Here is a 15,229-nt window from a genome sequence, read left to right as displayed (position 1 = left end):
GCGGAAATCCGCCACGACCATAGCGCACCCGCACCCCGATGGGGATGGCACCGGCGGCGCGACGGCCGCCGGTGCCGGTACTGCCTTAGAACGTATAGCCCAGGCCCAGCATCACGCCGTTCTGCAGCTGGCCGTCGCGGCGCTCGCCCACGTAGTCGACCATCACCGACAGGCGATCGGTGGCGCGGCTGGTCACACCCAGGTTCCAGGCCAGCACCTGCTCGCCCACGGTCTGGCTGCTGGCACCGAACACCAGGTCCGGCGCCGCGGCGAAGCCGGTGCTGTAACGGGCCTGGGTGTCGCCCAGTTCCTTCTGCCAGACAACGCGCGCGCGCGGGGTGATGCGCTCGCCGTTGTTGCCTTCGAAGGTCTTGAACACCTGCAGGCCCGCACCAACGCGGATGCTTTCCAGGCTGTCACCACGCCCCACCAGTGCGCCGGCACCCTGCCCTTCATTGAAACGGGTGGCCGAGGTGCGCGCGTAATCGACCACCGGCAGCAGCGGCTGGATCACTACGCCCTTGGCGGTGGTGAACGAGAAGCCGTGCTCCAGCCGGGCCGAGATCGCATCGTTGTTGTACTTGGCACGCAACGGACCCTGCAGGCCGTCGATGCCATCGATGCTGCGGCGGGTGTCGTGGCGCAGATCGGTATAGCGCACCGAGGCCGACAGGTAGCCACGCGAGTAGGTGGCATCCAGGTAGCCGCCCACATCCAGCGCGCGCACGTCGCCGCTGAAACCGGAACCATCGCGGCCCTTGGTCGACATGTCCGCGGCGGCAACGCTGACGCCCAGCGTCACCCGGTCATCGGCCAGCTGCGTATCGGCACCGAGCACGATGCCGCCGACGGTATGGCTCAGGCCGGCCACGCCGCCCTCGCCATCGATGCGGCCATGGCTGCCGAAGCCCCGGCCCCAGAGGCCGTGGCTGCGCGGCGCTTCGCCGCCGAAGTTGGTGCTGCCACCGCCCGTCCCCGCCGGCTCCACCAGATGCATCGCCAACTGGTTGAACAGGCTGCCATTGGCCATGCCCGGCTGCGCCGACGCCGCCTGCGCGGCCTGTGCGGCCAAACCACCGGCATCACCGCTGCCGCTGCGCCGTGCGGCCTGGTGCTGCTGCACCACGCTGCCGATGCTGCCAACCAGCGCGCTGTCGGCCAGGCGCAGGCTGGCATGGCCATCACCGCGCAGTGCACCGGCCTGCTGGGCGATCACATCGCGGTCAGCGAACTGCAGCGCCCCCAGCAGCGGCTTCAGCCCGGCATCCTGGCGCTGGCCGGCAGTAGCCAGCGCGCGACCGAGTCCATCGTTGCCATTGTTGCCGGTAAGCTGCGCGAGCTGGTCGAAGCCGGGGTTGGCGGTCAGCGACAGGCCCTCGGCGGTCTGGTTGATGTTGAAGCTCAGCAGCGAATTGTGGCGTGGCCGGAACACCTCGCCGTCGGTGATGCTGGCCGTATAGCCGGTGTCACCCAGGCGCACCGCATCGGTGAAACCGCCCTGGTAGATCGGGCCGCTCACCAGCTCACGCTGGTAGTTGCCGGCGTAGAAGCCCTGCGCCACGTTCAGTTCAAGGTGGGCGCCCGGCGAGATGACCAGCGCCCCCTCGTTGGCGCCGCTGTCGTAGAAGTCGCCCACGCGCAGACGGCCACTGTTGGCGCCGCCTGCCTCGGTCACGTCGAACAGCACCTTGCCGCCCGGCATGATGTTGACGTAGCCATGGGTAACCAGGTCACCACCACGCGGCATCAGGGTGCCGTACACGCGCAGGCGGTTGAAGCCATCCTCGCGGTACGACGGGCCGGTGCCATTGAGCAGTGCGCTCGAGTCGGTGGCAACCGAGGCGATGTCGCCGTGGCCGACCACCATGCCGGCCGCCAGCACGCGCAGCTCCGGCGTGCGCAACGCGCCGCCTTCCAGGGCGATGGTGCCGTTCTCCACCAGCATGAAATCGGCGCCGGTGGTTTCGGCGGTGCGCCAGGTGCCGCCCTTGGCGACGCGGATCACGCCAGCCGAATTGCCCAGCGTGGAAGCGTCCAGTTCATCCAGGCGCAGCTGGCCCAGAAGGAGCTGCTGTGTACCCGGATCGTTGAGGTAATCCTGCACCGAAGCCGGGCCGATGCCGTTCGGGCCGGCGCTGGAGCGGTTGTAGATGTTCACCGCATAGTTGATGTACGTGGTGGCGAAGTCGGTATCGTTCCAGCGCGCGAAGTCGTCATCGACGAACGCCTGCAGCTGGCGCGCAGTGCGCAGGTAGCCTGGATTGATGTCGCCGCTGACATTACCGGTGACCGTCAGGGTATCGCCCGGATCGCGGTAACCGGCGGCGGTGATGATGTTGTTGCTGTAGATGTCCTGGCCGGGGAAGGTCTCCAGCCTGCGGCCGCTGCCATCGGGATCGAAGCTGACCGAAGCGCCGGTGGTCCGGGCCGGGTCGCGGAACACCAGCAGGCCGTTGGGCTGCACCACCTCGTACATGGCCTTGTGCAGCAGGCCGGCATCCATGCCGCCGCCGTAGTTGCCGGTGTAGATCTCGGTCATCCGCGGCGACGGCGTGTAGATCACCTTGCCACTGTTGCTGGCAGCGTGGATCTGCACCGAGTCGACCAGCGGCAGGTCGCCGGCCAGGTAACGTTCGACGCCACCGGACTGCATGATCGAGCAGGACGAGATGCAGTGGCCGGACACGATGGTATTCAGGCCGTTGGTGCGGATCACGCCCTGCAGCCACTCACCCGCGATCAGCGCGCCACCATTGGAGGTGCGCAGCACGACTTCGCGGATCGGGCGGCCTTCGGCCTGCGCTTTGGCCAGCAGCGCCGGCAGCGCGACGACGTCGGCGACGGTGACACCGCCACTCAGCACGACGCGATCGCCCTGCACGTGATAATTCATTGCCATGACGTCATCCATCTGGCCCAGGGTCGCGATACCCACCAGGCCTGCCAGGGCGATGCTCAACTTCGAATGCTTCATTGCGTTCTCTCTCTCCGCCCGCACCACGCGGGTCGAAAGCAGAACGCAGCAGCGGGCTCGACGCCCCCAGTCGACGGCGAGAAAAAACATGAATGCATTCACAATGGAAATACGGAAGAAACGTGGGCTTCCCCATCCGGTCACCGTCGCGTAAAACTCGGTGACGCGTCCGTCATCGTCGTCCGAGGCCCTCCCCTGTCCGCGCCCTCCCCTTTGCTCCGTCCTGCGCCGGATCTGCCCGGGGTTCCGGATGCCTTCATCGCATTCGTGCGCGAGGAACGCGCGCCGCTGTGCGCTTTCCTGCGCGCCCGCGGTGTCGGCCCCGAGGATGCCGAGGACATCGCCCAGGACTGCATGGAGCGCCTGATCCGCTACCGCGCGCACGGCACCGAGGAGCTGCGGCTGCTGCTGTACCGCATCGCCCGCAACCGCCTGGCAGACCGCGGGCGCTCGCCACAATCGCGCAACCACCTGTCGCTGACCGAACGCGACGGCAACGAAGAAGCCGCCAGTGCTTCTCCTGATCCGCTGCGTCAGGCAGAATCCGGGCAGATGCTCGCCCTGCTGCGCCAGGCACTGTTCAAGCTGCCCGAACGTGCCCGCGAGGTGTATCTGCTCAACCRCATCACCGGGATGAGCTATACACAGATCGCCCGGCATTGCGGCATCACCGCCAAGACCGTGGAAAAACACATTGCCCGTGCATTGCAGGGCCTGCGCAAGGAGCTGGGCCCCGATCCTCTCCACAATGATGGAGATGCCGAATGATCCGCAACGACAACAGGGATGACACGTTGCTTTTTGAACACGCAAGCGCCTGGGTAGCCCGGCTGGACGCCCCCGACTGCAGCGCCGAAGAACGGCAGTCCTTCGAGGACTGGTTGGCCGAGGATCCGGCACATGTCAGCGCGTGGGTGCAGGCCGAGAAGCTGCACCAGCGCAGCGCCGGCCTGGCCAGCGACCCGTGGCTGCGCACCGCCGCCGCGCGTGCGGCACGCCGGCCGCAGCGGCGTTGGCTGCCCGGTGTCGCCGCCGCTGCAGGCGTGTGCCTGGCCGTTGGCCTGGGCTGGATGCTGTACACCGATGGCAATCCCACACCGCTGACCTACGCCAACGCCGGCCTGCTGCCACAGCAGCGCACCCTGGCCGATGGCAGCATCGCCACGCTCGACGCAGGCACCACGCTGACCGCACGCTTCGGCTGGCGCAAGCGCGAACTGGCGCTGGAACACGGTCGCATCCAGCTGCAGGTCGAACCGTCATCGCGCTCGCTGCGGGTGCAGGCCGGCGGCAGCTCGATCCGCGATATCGGCACCACCTTCCAGGTTGAACGCCTGGCTGACGGCCGGGTCGAGGTCGCGCTGCTGGAAGGCGTGGTGGAAGTCACCAGTGGCAGCGCGCAGCACACGCTCTCGCCGGGCCAGCAGCTGCAGGTCCTGGCCTCCGGCAAGATCCAACCCGGCCCGCAGCTGTCCTCGACTGCCGCCGCCGAGGCTTGGCCGCAGGGCAAGCTGGTGTTCGACGGCACGCCCCTGGCCACTGTGGTCGAGCGCATGAACCGCTATGGCAGCACGCCACTGGTGGTCGCCGACCCGGATATCGCCGACCTCGCGGTCAGCGGCACCTTCCGTGCAGGCGACGCGCATGAACTGCTTTCCGCCCTGGAACTGGGGTGGTCCATTGCTGGCCAGCCGCGCTCGGATGGCGCGCTGGAACTGCGCCGCACCTACTGAGGCGGCGGCCGATGCCGGCGCCTGGTGTGCTTCGTTGGGACGTGCTTCGTTGGGAGGTGCTTCGGTGGGACGTGCTGCGCTGGGGTCTGCTGCAGGCCCTGTTGTGCGTTGTGCTGGTGCCCGGTGTGGCGGCAACGGCGGCGTCAGCAGAAGCCGTCAGACAGGTCGACTACCGTATCGCTCCCGGCGCCCTGCCGCCGGCCCTGCAGCAATGGGCACGCCAGAGTGGCATTGCCCTGGTGTTCGACGCACGTGAACTGACCGGCCTGCGCACCGGTGGCGTCGCCGGCTCGCTGGCGCCGGCCGCCGCACTCAAGCAGCTCGTCGCCGGCATGCCGGTGAACATCCTGCAGACCCCCAGCGGCGGATTCGTGGTCCGCCGGCACGCTGCCCCACCCGCAGTGGTCGCGCAGCCGGTACGGCGGCCACCGCCGCCCGCGCCAGCCAAGCCGGTGCAGGTGGAACTGGCGCCGATCCATGTCACCGGCAGCCGCTTGCCGCGCACCTCCGTGCAGACCACGCTGCCGGTAACGGTGATCGATCGCGAGGACATCCTGCGCAGCGGCTACGGCACGTTGTTCGACCTGTTGCGCCACCTGCCCGGCATGAACGGCCATCCGCCATTGAGCACCTCGCGCAGCGGCGACTCGCTGTACCTGCCGGTCGGCGCGGCCGCCACCACCAGCCTGGACGGCATGGGCCCGCGCGCAACCCTGTTCCTGGTCAACGGCCGGCGCCTGCCGCGTTATCCGATGGTGTCGCTGGAAGAAGGCGGGCTGACCGATCTGGGAGGCATTCCGCTCAGCTTCGTCGAGCGCATCGAGCTGGTGCGTGGCRGTGCTTCGGCCATCTACGGCGCCGATGCGATGTCCGGCGTGGTCAACATCATTCTGCGTGACCAGGCCGAGGGACCGGAAGCGACGCTGCAATCGGGTGTCAGCAGCCGTGGCGATGGCGATCAGTACCGGCTGCAGGCGGCCACGGGCGGCGTGCGCGAAGGCGGCGACCGCTGGTTCGCCGGCATCGATCTGCATCGCCTGCAGCATGTGGCCGGTGACCAGCGCGACTGGCATGCGGAAACCTCGCTGTACCCGATCGGGCTGATCATGCCCAACGGTGATTACTACCCGGCCACGCAGTGCCATCCGCCATTGCAGAGCGAAGACGACGGCTGCTGGTTCGACAACGCACGCCCGCGCTCGCTGCAACCGGCGTCGGAAACGCTGTCCGGCTACCTGCGTTATCGCCACGAGCGCGGTGACGGACGCTACGCCTACGTGGAAGCACGCGCCAGCCACAACCGCCAGCGCTTCGAGCTGGGCCCGACCGCCGTCGCCCTCAATTTCAGCCGTGGCGCGATCCTCAACGTGGTCCTGCAGGAAGGCGGCGAAGTGCGCCCGCGCGTGCATGCCACCGAAGGCGACATCAGTTTCGGCATGGGCCGTGAGCGCGCCGGCCGCAGTTGGGATGCTGGCCTCAGCGCGCAGCGCAGCCAAGTGGACCTGCGCACCGAAGGCACCGTGCGCAGCGAACGCCTGCTGGAAGCAGCACGCACGCTGGACTTCCTGCCCGGATTTTCCACCCTGCCGGCGGGGCTGGCAGAGGAGCTGTTCCCGGCCATCCACAACCGCGGACGTACCGAGCAGTGGCAGGGCTGGTGGGGCATGCAGCGCACCCTGATGACACTGCCCGGCGGTGCAGCACAACTGGCCACCGGTATCGATCTGCGCCGCGAGCGCTGGACCTCGCTGCCCGATCCGCTGCTGGGCAAGGGCGAGCTGGCGCTGGGACTGCCGATGGAGCAACGCCGGCTGTCGCGGCAGAGCAACGCCGCTTACGCCGAAGTGGGCCTGCCGTTGGCGCCGACACTGCGCCTGGACGTGGCCGCGCGACTGGACCGCGATGGCGGTGACACTGCGTTTTCGCCGCGTGCCGGCCTGCGCTGGAGCCCCAGCCCGCACTGGTCGTTCCTGCTTGCCAGTGGCCGCGGCTACCGCGCTCCCAGCATCTTCGAGCGCCGGCGGCCACCGGGCTACTTCGGCCTGTATGGCCTGCCCGCCTCGGAGTCCCTGCCGACGTGCGCGCGCCCGCTGCGCGATGGCGGCTGCGCGGTGGAAGTGGAGGTGGCGGAGAACGACGGGCTGAAAGCCGAGACCTCGCGCAGCCACTCGCTGGCCGCCAGCTGGACACCCAACGATGCGTTCTCGCTGTCACTGACCCACAACATCGTCGAACTGCGCAACGAGATCCTCGCACTGCAACCCAGCGATGCACTGTGGAATCCCGGCACCTGGGAACTGGATGAGCAGGGCCGCCTGCGTAATCTTCGCCTGTCATTCGACAACATCGGCCGCACCACCTCGCGCAACTGGGTACTGCGTGGCGAGTACCGGGTGGATACCGGTCGCAACGGGCAGTGGCTGTTCTCGCTGGATGCGTTGAAACAGCAGGAGCTGCGTCGTGATCGCGGCCATGGCGAATCGGTGGACCTGCGCGGGCATGCCACGCCGGCGAACGCGGGCATCCTCAACGTACAGTGGCAGAACCCGTCCTGGGACATCGCCCTGCGAGGCAACCGCGTCGGCCGCACCCGCGCATGGCTGGCCGGTGAAGCGTGCGCGCAGGAGCAGCATGACCAGGGCCGTTGCATGAACCCGGCGCAGCTGCGCTGGAACCTGCATCTGGCGCGGCGGCTGAGCCCGCGCGTGATTGCCGCACTGGACGTGCACAACCTGCTTGATACGCGGCCGGTAAACCACCTGGTCGGCAGCGGCGGGCAGATGCCCGGGCTGGACGATCCACTCGGGCGCTACTTCCTGCTGACCCTGCAATTCCGCTGAGCGTAGTACCCTACGCCGCCTGTTCCACGGCGTCGAAGGCGAGTCATGAAAGCCTACCTCTGGTTCCTGGGCGCGCTCATGCTGTTCTTCGCGCTGCCCTTCCCCTGCCTGCTCTACTTCGGCACCAGCTGGCCGCTGGAAGCGGGCGACCGCAGCGCGCCCTGGCTGGCACTGGCCCTGCTGGCGACGTCGCTGACGCTATGGCTGGTGCTGCTGTACGCCTTCCTGCATTACCTGCTGCTGGCGCCACCCCGTGCGTTACAACGTGTGCGCGGCATCCTGGCCGACGGCACGCCCCGCAACGCACGCATCGAGCAGGCCGAAAAGACCGGCGTGCAGGTGCGCGGCTTCGCGCAGTGGCGGCTGCAGCTGGCCTTCGACAATCTGTCCGGCACCCCGATCACCGAAACGCTGGTCGTGGTCGACAGCAAGCCACAGCTGCAGCGCTTCACCGTGGGCAGCCAGCTCGAGGTGCTGCTCAGCCCCACACCCGGCCCCGCGCCCAACCTGATGCTGGCAGGATCGCAACCGGAACTGGACCGCGCCAGCCTGTGGCGCCGCGGCATCGGCGGCCTGATCGGCATTGTCGTGGTCGCTGCCGCGTACGTCATGGCCTATCGCCTGCAGAGCGATGGACTGGGCTGGACGTTCCTGGGCTTCGGCCATCCGCTGCTGGTCTGCCCGCTGGTGCTGTGCGGCTACCTGATCGGCCTGCGTCTGCTGGCGCGCCTGCTGGCCGGCACACTGCAGATCGACGCGCGCGGCGAAGCGCTCAAGTACCGTGGTATCGGCGCCGAAGCGCAGGTGCTCGACGTGCGCCAGACCRGCACCTACGTCAACGAACAACCGCAGGTCGAGTTCAAGCTGGAATATCTCGACCGCGAGGGCAACGTGCAGCAGGCCAGCGTGCGCCGCTTCGTTGCGCTGCTCGAACTGGCCAACATTCCACGCGGGCAGGTCGACATCCTCTACGACCCGGATGATCGCCGCAGCGTGCGCATGGAGCACGCGTGAAGCGGCCCGTGTCCACGCCGCTGGTGTTCGCCGGGGTGGTGCTGGCCCTGGCCGGTGCCGCCACGGCAGGCGGCGCATTGCAGACCGTCAACGCGACCCTGCGTGGCGCCGCATCGACCGTGCCTGCGGATGCGTTGCAACAAGACCCATGGGAACAACCGTTGCGAACGGCGGCCATCGCAACGCCACGGGCGGCGCCCGAACCGATGCCGCTGCCAAGGCGCGCGCGGCCGAACCTGCTGCTCGACAGCGAGCGCCTGCAGGTGGCACGGCAGGCGCTGGAGGCGATGCCCGGACTGGCCGGCGAACGCCTGGTCGTTTTCCACAGCATCCACTTCCATGACGACGGCCGCATCGACATCGACCTGGTCGWTCCACAGCAGCCGGGCCACGTGGATAGTTATCACTACCAACGTGGACAATGGCGCAAGGGCGATGCGGTGAATCCGCAGCAGTTCGCGCCGACCATCACCCTGCGCCGCAGCAGCACTGCATTGGCCAACATCGATTTCGATGCCGTGCCACGGGTGACGCAGGCCCTGCAGCAACAGCGCAATGCCCTGATGCGTTCGCCGGCCGACGTCGGCCATGTCTATGTGGTCATCCGCAAGGGCGGCAAGCTGGCGTGGTTGCCGGATGAAGTAGCCGGCGACCGCCAGACCGTGCGCCTGCGCTACGACGCCAAGGGCAACCTGCAGTAGAAAAAGGGCTATCTCACCGAGCGGGCGATGGCGTACTGCGCAGCGTAGTAGGTGGACAGCACCAGCAGGCTGGCCATCGGCAGGCCACCGCCGAAGCGATCCCACGCCAGCAATGAATCACTGGCCACGAACAGCAGTGCGCCAGCGGCAGCCCAACGCGCGCTGCCCGCTTCCAGTGCGTCGACGTGTGGCCGCTTCCAGTAGCGGGCCAGTGCCAGCACTGCCATCAGCGCCAGCACCACGACATAGGCCAGCACCGGAACGCGCATCGGCAGCGGTAGATGCGGCCACAGGCCGGTGACGTTGATCGAAGCGAATGCGGCAAGCAGCACGAAGGCAGCGAGCAATCCGCGGCCCGCGCGCAGGCCGGCACGGAACGCGGCGATGTAGCACAGGTGCGCCAGCAGGAAGGCCACCAGGCCTGGCACGAACGCGTCGATCGGCAGCATCAGCGCGATATCACCTGCACAGGACAACAGCATGCCGGCCAGCACCGCACGCCGGTAGAACGCATCCGTCAGCGGCCGCGCCTGCCAGGCGATGGCGGCGATCAGCAGTGTGGTCGCCGGTTTGGCCAACCAGTGCAGCCAGCGCCCATCGCCGTCCAGGTAGGCGCCGATGATGGCCAGCACGGCCACCACCAGGATCAACCCATCGCGCGTGCGCAACTTCATCGTGCCTTCCACAGCTCTGCAAGGCGATCCGGGCGGCCGGCGATGCGCTCCAGCACCGGATACTGCAGGCCACCGTGGTAGTCGATCTTCATCGTATCGATGCGGTCGAACTGCTTGACCAGCAGCGTGACCGGCGCCTTGTCCTTCGCCGCCGTGGCTACTGCATCCTTCAAGCGCTGGCTGCTGTATTCGCGGCCACCAACGGCGATCACCTTCATGCCCGGTGCCAGGCCGGCATTGAACGCCGGGCTGTCCCAGACCACATCACCGACCACGCCACTGTCGAGCACCGTCGCTCCCAGCGAGTAGGCCAGCAGCGCTGCCTTCGCGCGCTTTTCCTGCGCCTTGTAGGCCTCGTTAGGCGCATCGCGGTAGACCAGCTTCCAGCCCGCCAGTTCCAGGCCACCGGTCAGCGATCCGTGCCCGTCCAGGCGCTGGCGCAGGAAGCTCGCCCAGTCGTACGGCGCGATGCCGTTGAGGGTCGCCACTACGTCATCGAAGGTGTAGGGATTGACGTCCCAATCGCCGTTGCCGACGCCGAAGAAGGCACGCGCGAAGTCATCCAGGCTGCGCCGGTTGCCGGTCAGCCCACGCAGCTTGCCCTCCACCTCCAGCCACAACATCTGCCCGCCGGAGTAGTAGTCCTCGCTCATCTGGTAGTTGCGGTACGGCAGGGTGCGACGCTGGGCGATGGTCGGGTCGTTGGTGGTGTCCTGCAGCGGTCGCCAGGCCAGGCCCGGGCGACCACGATCATAGGTGGCGGCCACGTTGGCCAGCATGTCGCGCGCCTGCTCGCTGGACCACAGCCCCGAACGTGCGGCCAGTACCTGGCCCCAGAACTGGGTCTGCCCTTCGTACACCCACAACAGGCTGTCGCCCATCGGCGTATTGAAGTTGGCCGTGGCCAGGTCGGCACCACGACGGTACTTGCCGTTCCACGAGTGGGTGTACTCATGCGGCAGCAGGTCGCGCATCCACGCGTTGCTGTCCCACTCGGTGAAGTAGCCCGGGTCGGCGCTGTTCTCGCTGGAACGATGGTGCTCCAGACCGATGCCGCCGAGGCGATCGGTCAGGGCAAGCAGGAATTCGTAGTGGTCGTAGTGGCGCGCGCCGTACAGCTTGTCCGCCTGCTGCACCAGCGCACGGTGCACCTTCAGCTGCGCGTCGGTCGGCTTCAGCGATTTGGCATCGTCGGCGAACACATTCAGATGTACCGGCGCCTTCGCGCCCGGGTCGAGGTCGATGCGCTGGTGATGCTCACCGGCAAACAGYGGCGAATCGACCAGGTGGTCATAGGAAATCGGCTTGAACACCACGGTGTCGCCATCGCGGCGTGCGGTTTCCAGTGCGGTCGCGTAGGCCCAGCCCTTGGGCAGGGTCACGCTGGCCTGCGCCTGCAGGTTGCGCGCGTCCACGCCGGCCGGATACAGCGAGTTGGCGTTCCACTGCAGGTTGAGCATTTCCGGGGTCATCACCACCCGGCCCTGGCTGCCGCCCTGCGAGGACAGGAAGTCGAAGTGGGCGACGATCTCGCTCACGCCCTCGGGCACGTTCACCTTGAATGCATAGACGTTGTACTGGTCACGCTGCCAGGCCAGCGGCTTGCCGTTGGCAGTCACACGCAGGCCGGCCAGCTTGTCGATCGGGCCGGTGGGCGAATGGTTGCCGGGAATCCACTGCGGGTACAGCAGGGTCAGCGGGCCGGGCTTGGCCGGCACGGTGGCGGTCACCTTGAAGATGCGCCGGGCCAGGTCGCGTGCATCGACGTCGATGCGCAGCAGGCCGGGGGCGGCGRCATCACCCGGTAGCTGAGTCTGCGCCAGCGCGGGCGTAGCCGCCAGCGCGAACAGCACGGACATCACCAGGGCACGGGTATTCATCGGCAACTTCCAGCAGCGAAGGATTCCCCGATGCTAGGCCTGTGAGGTGCCGAGCCCCATGGCCGAAGGTCATGGTCAGTGGCGCATCGACCAGATGCGGCAAAGCCTCATCGGAGCGTTGGCGAAGACTGACAGCATCCACGCATGGCGTGGATCTGCTGGAAAGCAGAGCAGTACCGGGTAGATCCACGCCATGCGTGGATGACGTACAGCCGACAGTGCGAACCAGGGTTCGCACCCACCGGCAGCGCTGCCGGTCAGTCGACCAGGCGCAGGCGCAGTTCCTTCGGCAGCGCGAACACCATCGATTCCGGCTCGCCTTCCAGCTCGCCCACGCCGCTGGCGCCCAGCTCGGCCAGACGCGCCAGCACGCCATCGACCAGCACCTGCGGTGCCGAAGCACCAGCGGTCACGCCGATATGTTGCTTGCCCACCACCCAGGCCGGGTCGATCTCGTGTGCACCGTCGATCAGGTAGCTCTCCACGCCTTCACGGCGGGCCAGCTCGCTCAGGCGGTTGGAATTGGAGCTGTTCGGCGAACCGACCACCAGCACCAGGTCGCAGCGCTTGGCCAGGTCGCGCACGGCGTCCTGGCGGTTCTGCGTGGCGTAGCAGATGTCGTCGTTCTTCGGCCCCTGCATCGCCGGGAAGCGCTCGCGCAGCGCATCGATGATGCCGCGCGTGTCATCCACCGACAGCGTGGTCTGGGTGGTGTAGGCGAAGTTTTCCGGCTGGTTGATCTGCAACGTGGCCACCTGCTCCACGTCCTCGACCAGGTAGATCTGGCCGGTGCCCGCTTCGCGGTTCCACTGGCCCATGGTGCCTTCCACTTCCGGGTGACCGGCGTGGCCGATCAGCACGACGTCACGGCCGGCACGGCAGTGGCGGGCGACTTCGAAGTGGACCTTGGTCACCAGCGGACAGGTCGCGTCGAACACTTTCAGGCCACGCCGCTCGGCTTCCTGGCGCACGGCCTGGGAAACGCCATGGGCGCTGAAGATGACGGTGTTGTTGTCCGGCACTTCGTCGAGCTCCTCGACGAAGATCGCGCCGCGCTGCTTCAGGTCGTCGACCACGAAGCGGTTGTGCACCACTTCATGGCGGACATAGATGGGCGCGCCCAGCGTTTCGATCGCGCGCTTGACGATCTCGATCGCACGATCGACACCGGCACAGAATCCACGCGGGTTGGCGAGCAGCACATCCATCAGTTCAGTCTCCCGGCAGCGGCCGGCTTACGGTTTCGGGTTGGCATTATCCGCCTTTTTGGCGGACTTGCCGTCGAACAGGCCAAACAGGGCGATGCCTACGGCACCCACCACGATGGCCGAATCGGCGATGTTGAACGACGGCCAGACATGCTCGCCGACGTACCACTGGATGAAATCGACCACGTGACCATGCACCTGGCGGTCGATCACGTTGCCGATCGCACCGCCGATGATCAGCGCGTACGGCACGGCGGCCTTCCAGTTGCCACGGGCGGTCGCGCGCAGCCACCAGGCCATCAGGCCGCTGATGGCGATCGCCAGCACGGTGAAGAAATGCTTCTGCCAGCCACCGGCATCGCTCAGGAAGCTGAACGCTGCCCCGGTGTTGTAGGTGCGGTACCAGTTCCAGAAGCCGTCGATGACCACCACCGGCTGGAACTCCGGCAGGCTCGACAGCACCCAGGCCTTCGACCACTGGTCCAGGCCGATGATGACTGCCGACAGCAGCAGCCAGATCAGCGCATTGGGATGCGGGCGCGCGGCGGCCATCAGAACCAGCTCCGCACTTCGCCGGCACCGGCGATGTTGGTCACGCAGCGGCCGCACAGTTCCGGGTGGTCGGCATTGCTGCCGACGTCGGCACGGTGGTGCCAGCAGCGCACGCACTTGGCTTTCTGCGTCGGCTGCGCGCTGACGAACACCTCGTCGGTGGTCGCCGGACGCACCTGCACGTCACCGCTGATGAACAGGAAGCGCAGTTCATCGGCCAGCGGCTGCCAGCGGGTCGCCTGCTCTTCGCTGGCGGCGATGGTGATCTCCGCTTCCAGAGCGGCGCCGATCGCACCATTGGCGCGCATCGGCTCCAGCACCTTGGCCACCTGCTCGCGCAGGGCCAGCAGCTGGTCGAAGTCGGCCGCGTTGAGCTGTGCGTCGGCCGGCAGCGGAGCCAGTCCCTCGTACCAGGTGGTGAACAGCACGTGGCCGGCACGGTCGCCCGGCAGATACCCCCACAGCTCATCGGCGGTGAAGGTCAGGATCGGCGCCACCCAGCGGGTGAACGCTTCGGCGATGTGGTACATCGCGCTCTGCGCCGAACGACGGCCATCCGAATCGGTCGGCATCGTGTACAGGCGGTCCTTGGTCACGTCCAGGTACAGCGAGCCCAGGTCCACGCTGCAGAAGTTCAGCAGCAGCTGCACGATCTCGGCCATGTCGTAGTTGTCATACGCGGCCTTGATCTTCTCCTGCAGTTCCCAGGCGCGATGCACGATCCAGCGGTCCAGCGCGACCATCTCGTCGAGCGGGCGCAGGTGCTGGGCGGGATCGAAACCGTCCAGGTTGCCCAGCAGGAAGCGTGCGGTGTTGCGCAGGCGACGGTAGGCGTCGGCGGTGCGCTTGAGGATTTCCTGCGACAGCGACATCTCGTTGCTGTAGTCGGCCGAGGCGATCCACAGGCGCAGGATGTCCGCGCCCAGCTTGTTCATGATTTCCTGCGGCTCGATGCCGTTGCCCAGCGACTTGGACATCTTGCGGCCGTGCTCGTCCACGGTGAACCCGTGGGTGAGGCACTGCTTGTACGGCGCGCGCTTGTCGATGGCCACGCCGGTCAGCAGCGAGGACTGGAACCAGCCGCGATGCTGGTCCGAACCTTCCAGGTACAGGTCGGCCGGCTTGCCGAAGCCACGGGCAGCCAGCACCGCTTCGTGGGTCACGCCCGAGTCGAACCAGACATCAAGGATGTCGGTGACCTTCTCGTAGTCGGCCGCTTCAGCGCCCAGCAGTTCGGCCGCGTCCAGCGAATACCACACGTCGATGCCTTCAGCCTGCACGCGGTCGGCCACCTGCTGCATCAGCTCCACCGAACGCGGGTGGATCTCGCCGGTCTGGCGATGGGTGAACAGTGCAATCGGAACGCCCCACGTGCGCTGGCGCGAGATGGTCCAGTCCGGGCGGCCGTCGACCATGCTCTGGATGCGCGCCTTGCCCCACGTCGGGAACCAGCCGACGGTATCGATGGCGGCCAGCGCATCGCTGCGCAGGTTGGCCTTGTCCATCGAGATGAACCACTGCGGGGTGGCGCGGAACACCACCGGCGTCTTGTGCCGCCAGCAGTGCGGGTAGCTGTGGCGGATCTCGACGAAGGCCAGCAGCGCGCCGCTGTCGCGCAGCACCTGCACGATCGCCTCCTGCGCCTTCCACAGG

Annotated in this window: 11 protein-coding genes; 5 read left to right on the top strand and 6 right to left on the bottom strand. The window is 67.4% G+C overall.

Features of this window, described 5'->3' with window-relative positions; genetic code table 11:
• Positions 1-85: 85 nt before the first annotated feature.
• Positions 86-2,974: an autotransporter domain-containing protein gene (locus AC1DJN_RS04450; RefSeq protein ID WP_442251343.1), complete on the bottom strand. Its 2,889-nt coding sequence runs from the start codon at positions 2,972-2,974 to the stop codon at positions 86-88.
• A 267-nt stretch (positions 2,975-3,241) separates the two neighbouring features.
• Between AC1DJN_RS04450 and AC1DJN_RS04445 the strand changes: the two genes are divergently transcribed.
• From AC1DJN_RS04445 to AC1DJN_RS04425, 5 genes are all read left to right on the top strand, one after another.
• Complete coding sequence (locus AC1DJN_RS04445; RefSeq protein WP_478038918.1) at positions 3,242-3,742, top strand: RNA polymerase sigma factor; 501 nt, start codon at positions 3,242-3,244, stop codon at positions 3,740-3,742.
• On the top strand, positions 3,739-4,707 hold the full coding sequence (locus tag AC1DJN_RS04440) for a FecR family protein (protein ID WP_032975982.1): 969 nt from the start codon (positions 3,739-3,741) through the stop codon (positions 4,705-4,707). The genes AC1DJN_RS04445 and AC1DJN_RS04440 overlap by 4 nt, the downstream gene beginning before the upstream one ends.
• A gap of 332 nt (positions 4,708-5,039) precedes the next feature.
• Positions 5,040-7,547 (top strand): TonB-dependent receptor plug domain-containing protein, encoded by a 2,508-nt coding sequence (locus tag AC1DJN_RS04435; protein ID WP_478038927.1) that lies wholly within the window; start codon positions 5,040-5,042, stop codon positions 7,545-7,547.
• Between the two features lie 45 nt (positions 7,548-7,592).
• On the top strand, positions 7,593-8,561 hold the full coding sequence (locus AC1DJN_RS04430) for a hypothetical protein (protein WP_478038917.1): 969 nt from the start codon (positions 7,593-7,595) through the stop codon (positions 8,559-8,561).
• Positions 8,558-9,262 (top strand): hypothetical protein, encoded by a 705-nt coding sequence (locus tag AC1DJN_RS04425; RefSeq protein WP_478038916.1) that lies wholly within the window; start codon positions 8,558-8,560, stop codon positions 9,260-9,262. The genes AC1DJN_RS04430 and AC1DJN_RS04425 overlap by 4 nt, the downstream gene beginning before the upstream one ends.
• A gap of 8 nt (positions 9,263-9,270) precedes the next feature.
• Here AC1DJN_RS04425 and AC1DJN_RS04420 read toward each other — a convergent pair whose 3' ends face one another.
• The 5 genes from AC1DJN_RS04420 to AC1DJN_RS04400 form a co-directional block, all read right to left on the bottom strand.
• A complete protein-coding gene (locus AC1DJN_RS04420; protein WP_442251339.1) occupies positions 9,271-9,936 on the bottom strand; it encodes a lysoplasmalogenase in 666 nt (221 codons plus the stop codon).
• Positions 9,933-11,816, bottom strand: a complete 1,884-nt coding sequence (locus AC1DJN_RS04415) for a M61 family metallopeptidase (RefSeq protein ID WP_478038915.1) — start codon at positions 11,814-11,816, stop codon at positions 9,933-9,935. The genes AC1DJN_RS04420 and AC1DJN_RS04415 overlap by 4 nt, the downstream gene beginning before the upstream one ends.
• A 257-nt stretch (positions 11,817-12,073) precedes the next feature.
• Positions 12,074-13,024: a 4-hydroxy-3-methylbut-2-enyl diphosphate reductase gene (gene ispH / locus AC1DJN_RS04410; protein ID WP_032975974.1), complete on the bottom strand. Its 951-nt coding sequence runs from the start codon at positions 13,022-13,024 to the stop codon at positions 12,074-12,076.
• 27 nt (positions 13,025-13,051) lie between these two features.
• Entirely contained in the window at positions 13,052-13,576 is a 525-nt protein-coding gene (gene lspA, locus AC1DJN_RS04405; RefSeq protein WP_032975973.1) for a signal peptidase II, read from the bottom strand.
• Positions 13,576-15,229, bottom strand: a 1,654-nt coding sequence (locus AC1DJN_RS04400; protein WP_478038914.1) for an isoleucine--tRNA ligase, incomplete at its 5' end; no start/stop codon positions are given. The genes lspA and AC1DJN_RS04400, both read right to left, overlap by 1 nt.

It is taken from the genome of Stenotrophomonas sp. 05L414_2 (assembly GCF_056397905.1).
Note: the sequence above shows the minus strand (reverse complement) of the source record. Positions and strands in the feature narration are given on the sequence as shown.

What these genes read in the sequence shown, in the direction of transcription:
- AC1DJN_RS04450 (WP_442251343.1), bottom strand. Translation starts at nt 2,974, where the DNA reads ATGAAGCATTCGAAGTTGAGCATCGCCCTGGCAGGCCTGGTGGGTATC.
- AC1DJN_RS04440 (WP_032975982.1), top strand. Translation starts at nt 3,739, where the DNA reads ATGATCCGCAACGACAACAGGGATGACACGTTGCTTTTTGAACACGCA.
- AC1DJN_RS04420 (WP_442251339.1), bottom strand. Translation starts at nt 9,936, where the DNA reads ATGAAGTTGCGCACGCGCGATGGGTTGATCCTGGTGGTGGCCGTGCTG.
- ispH (WP_032975974.1), bottom strand. Translation starts at nt 13,024, where the DNA reads ATGGATGTGCTGCTCGCCAACCCGCGTGGATTCTGTGCCGGTGTCGAT.
- lspA (WP_032975973.1), bottom strand. Translation starts at nt 13,576, where the DNA reads ATGGCCGCCGCGCGCCCGCATCCCAATGCGCTGATCTGGCTGCTGCTG.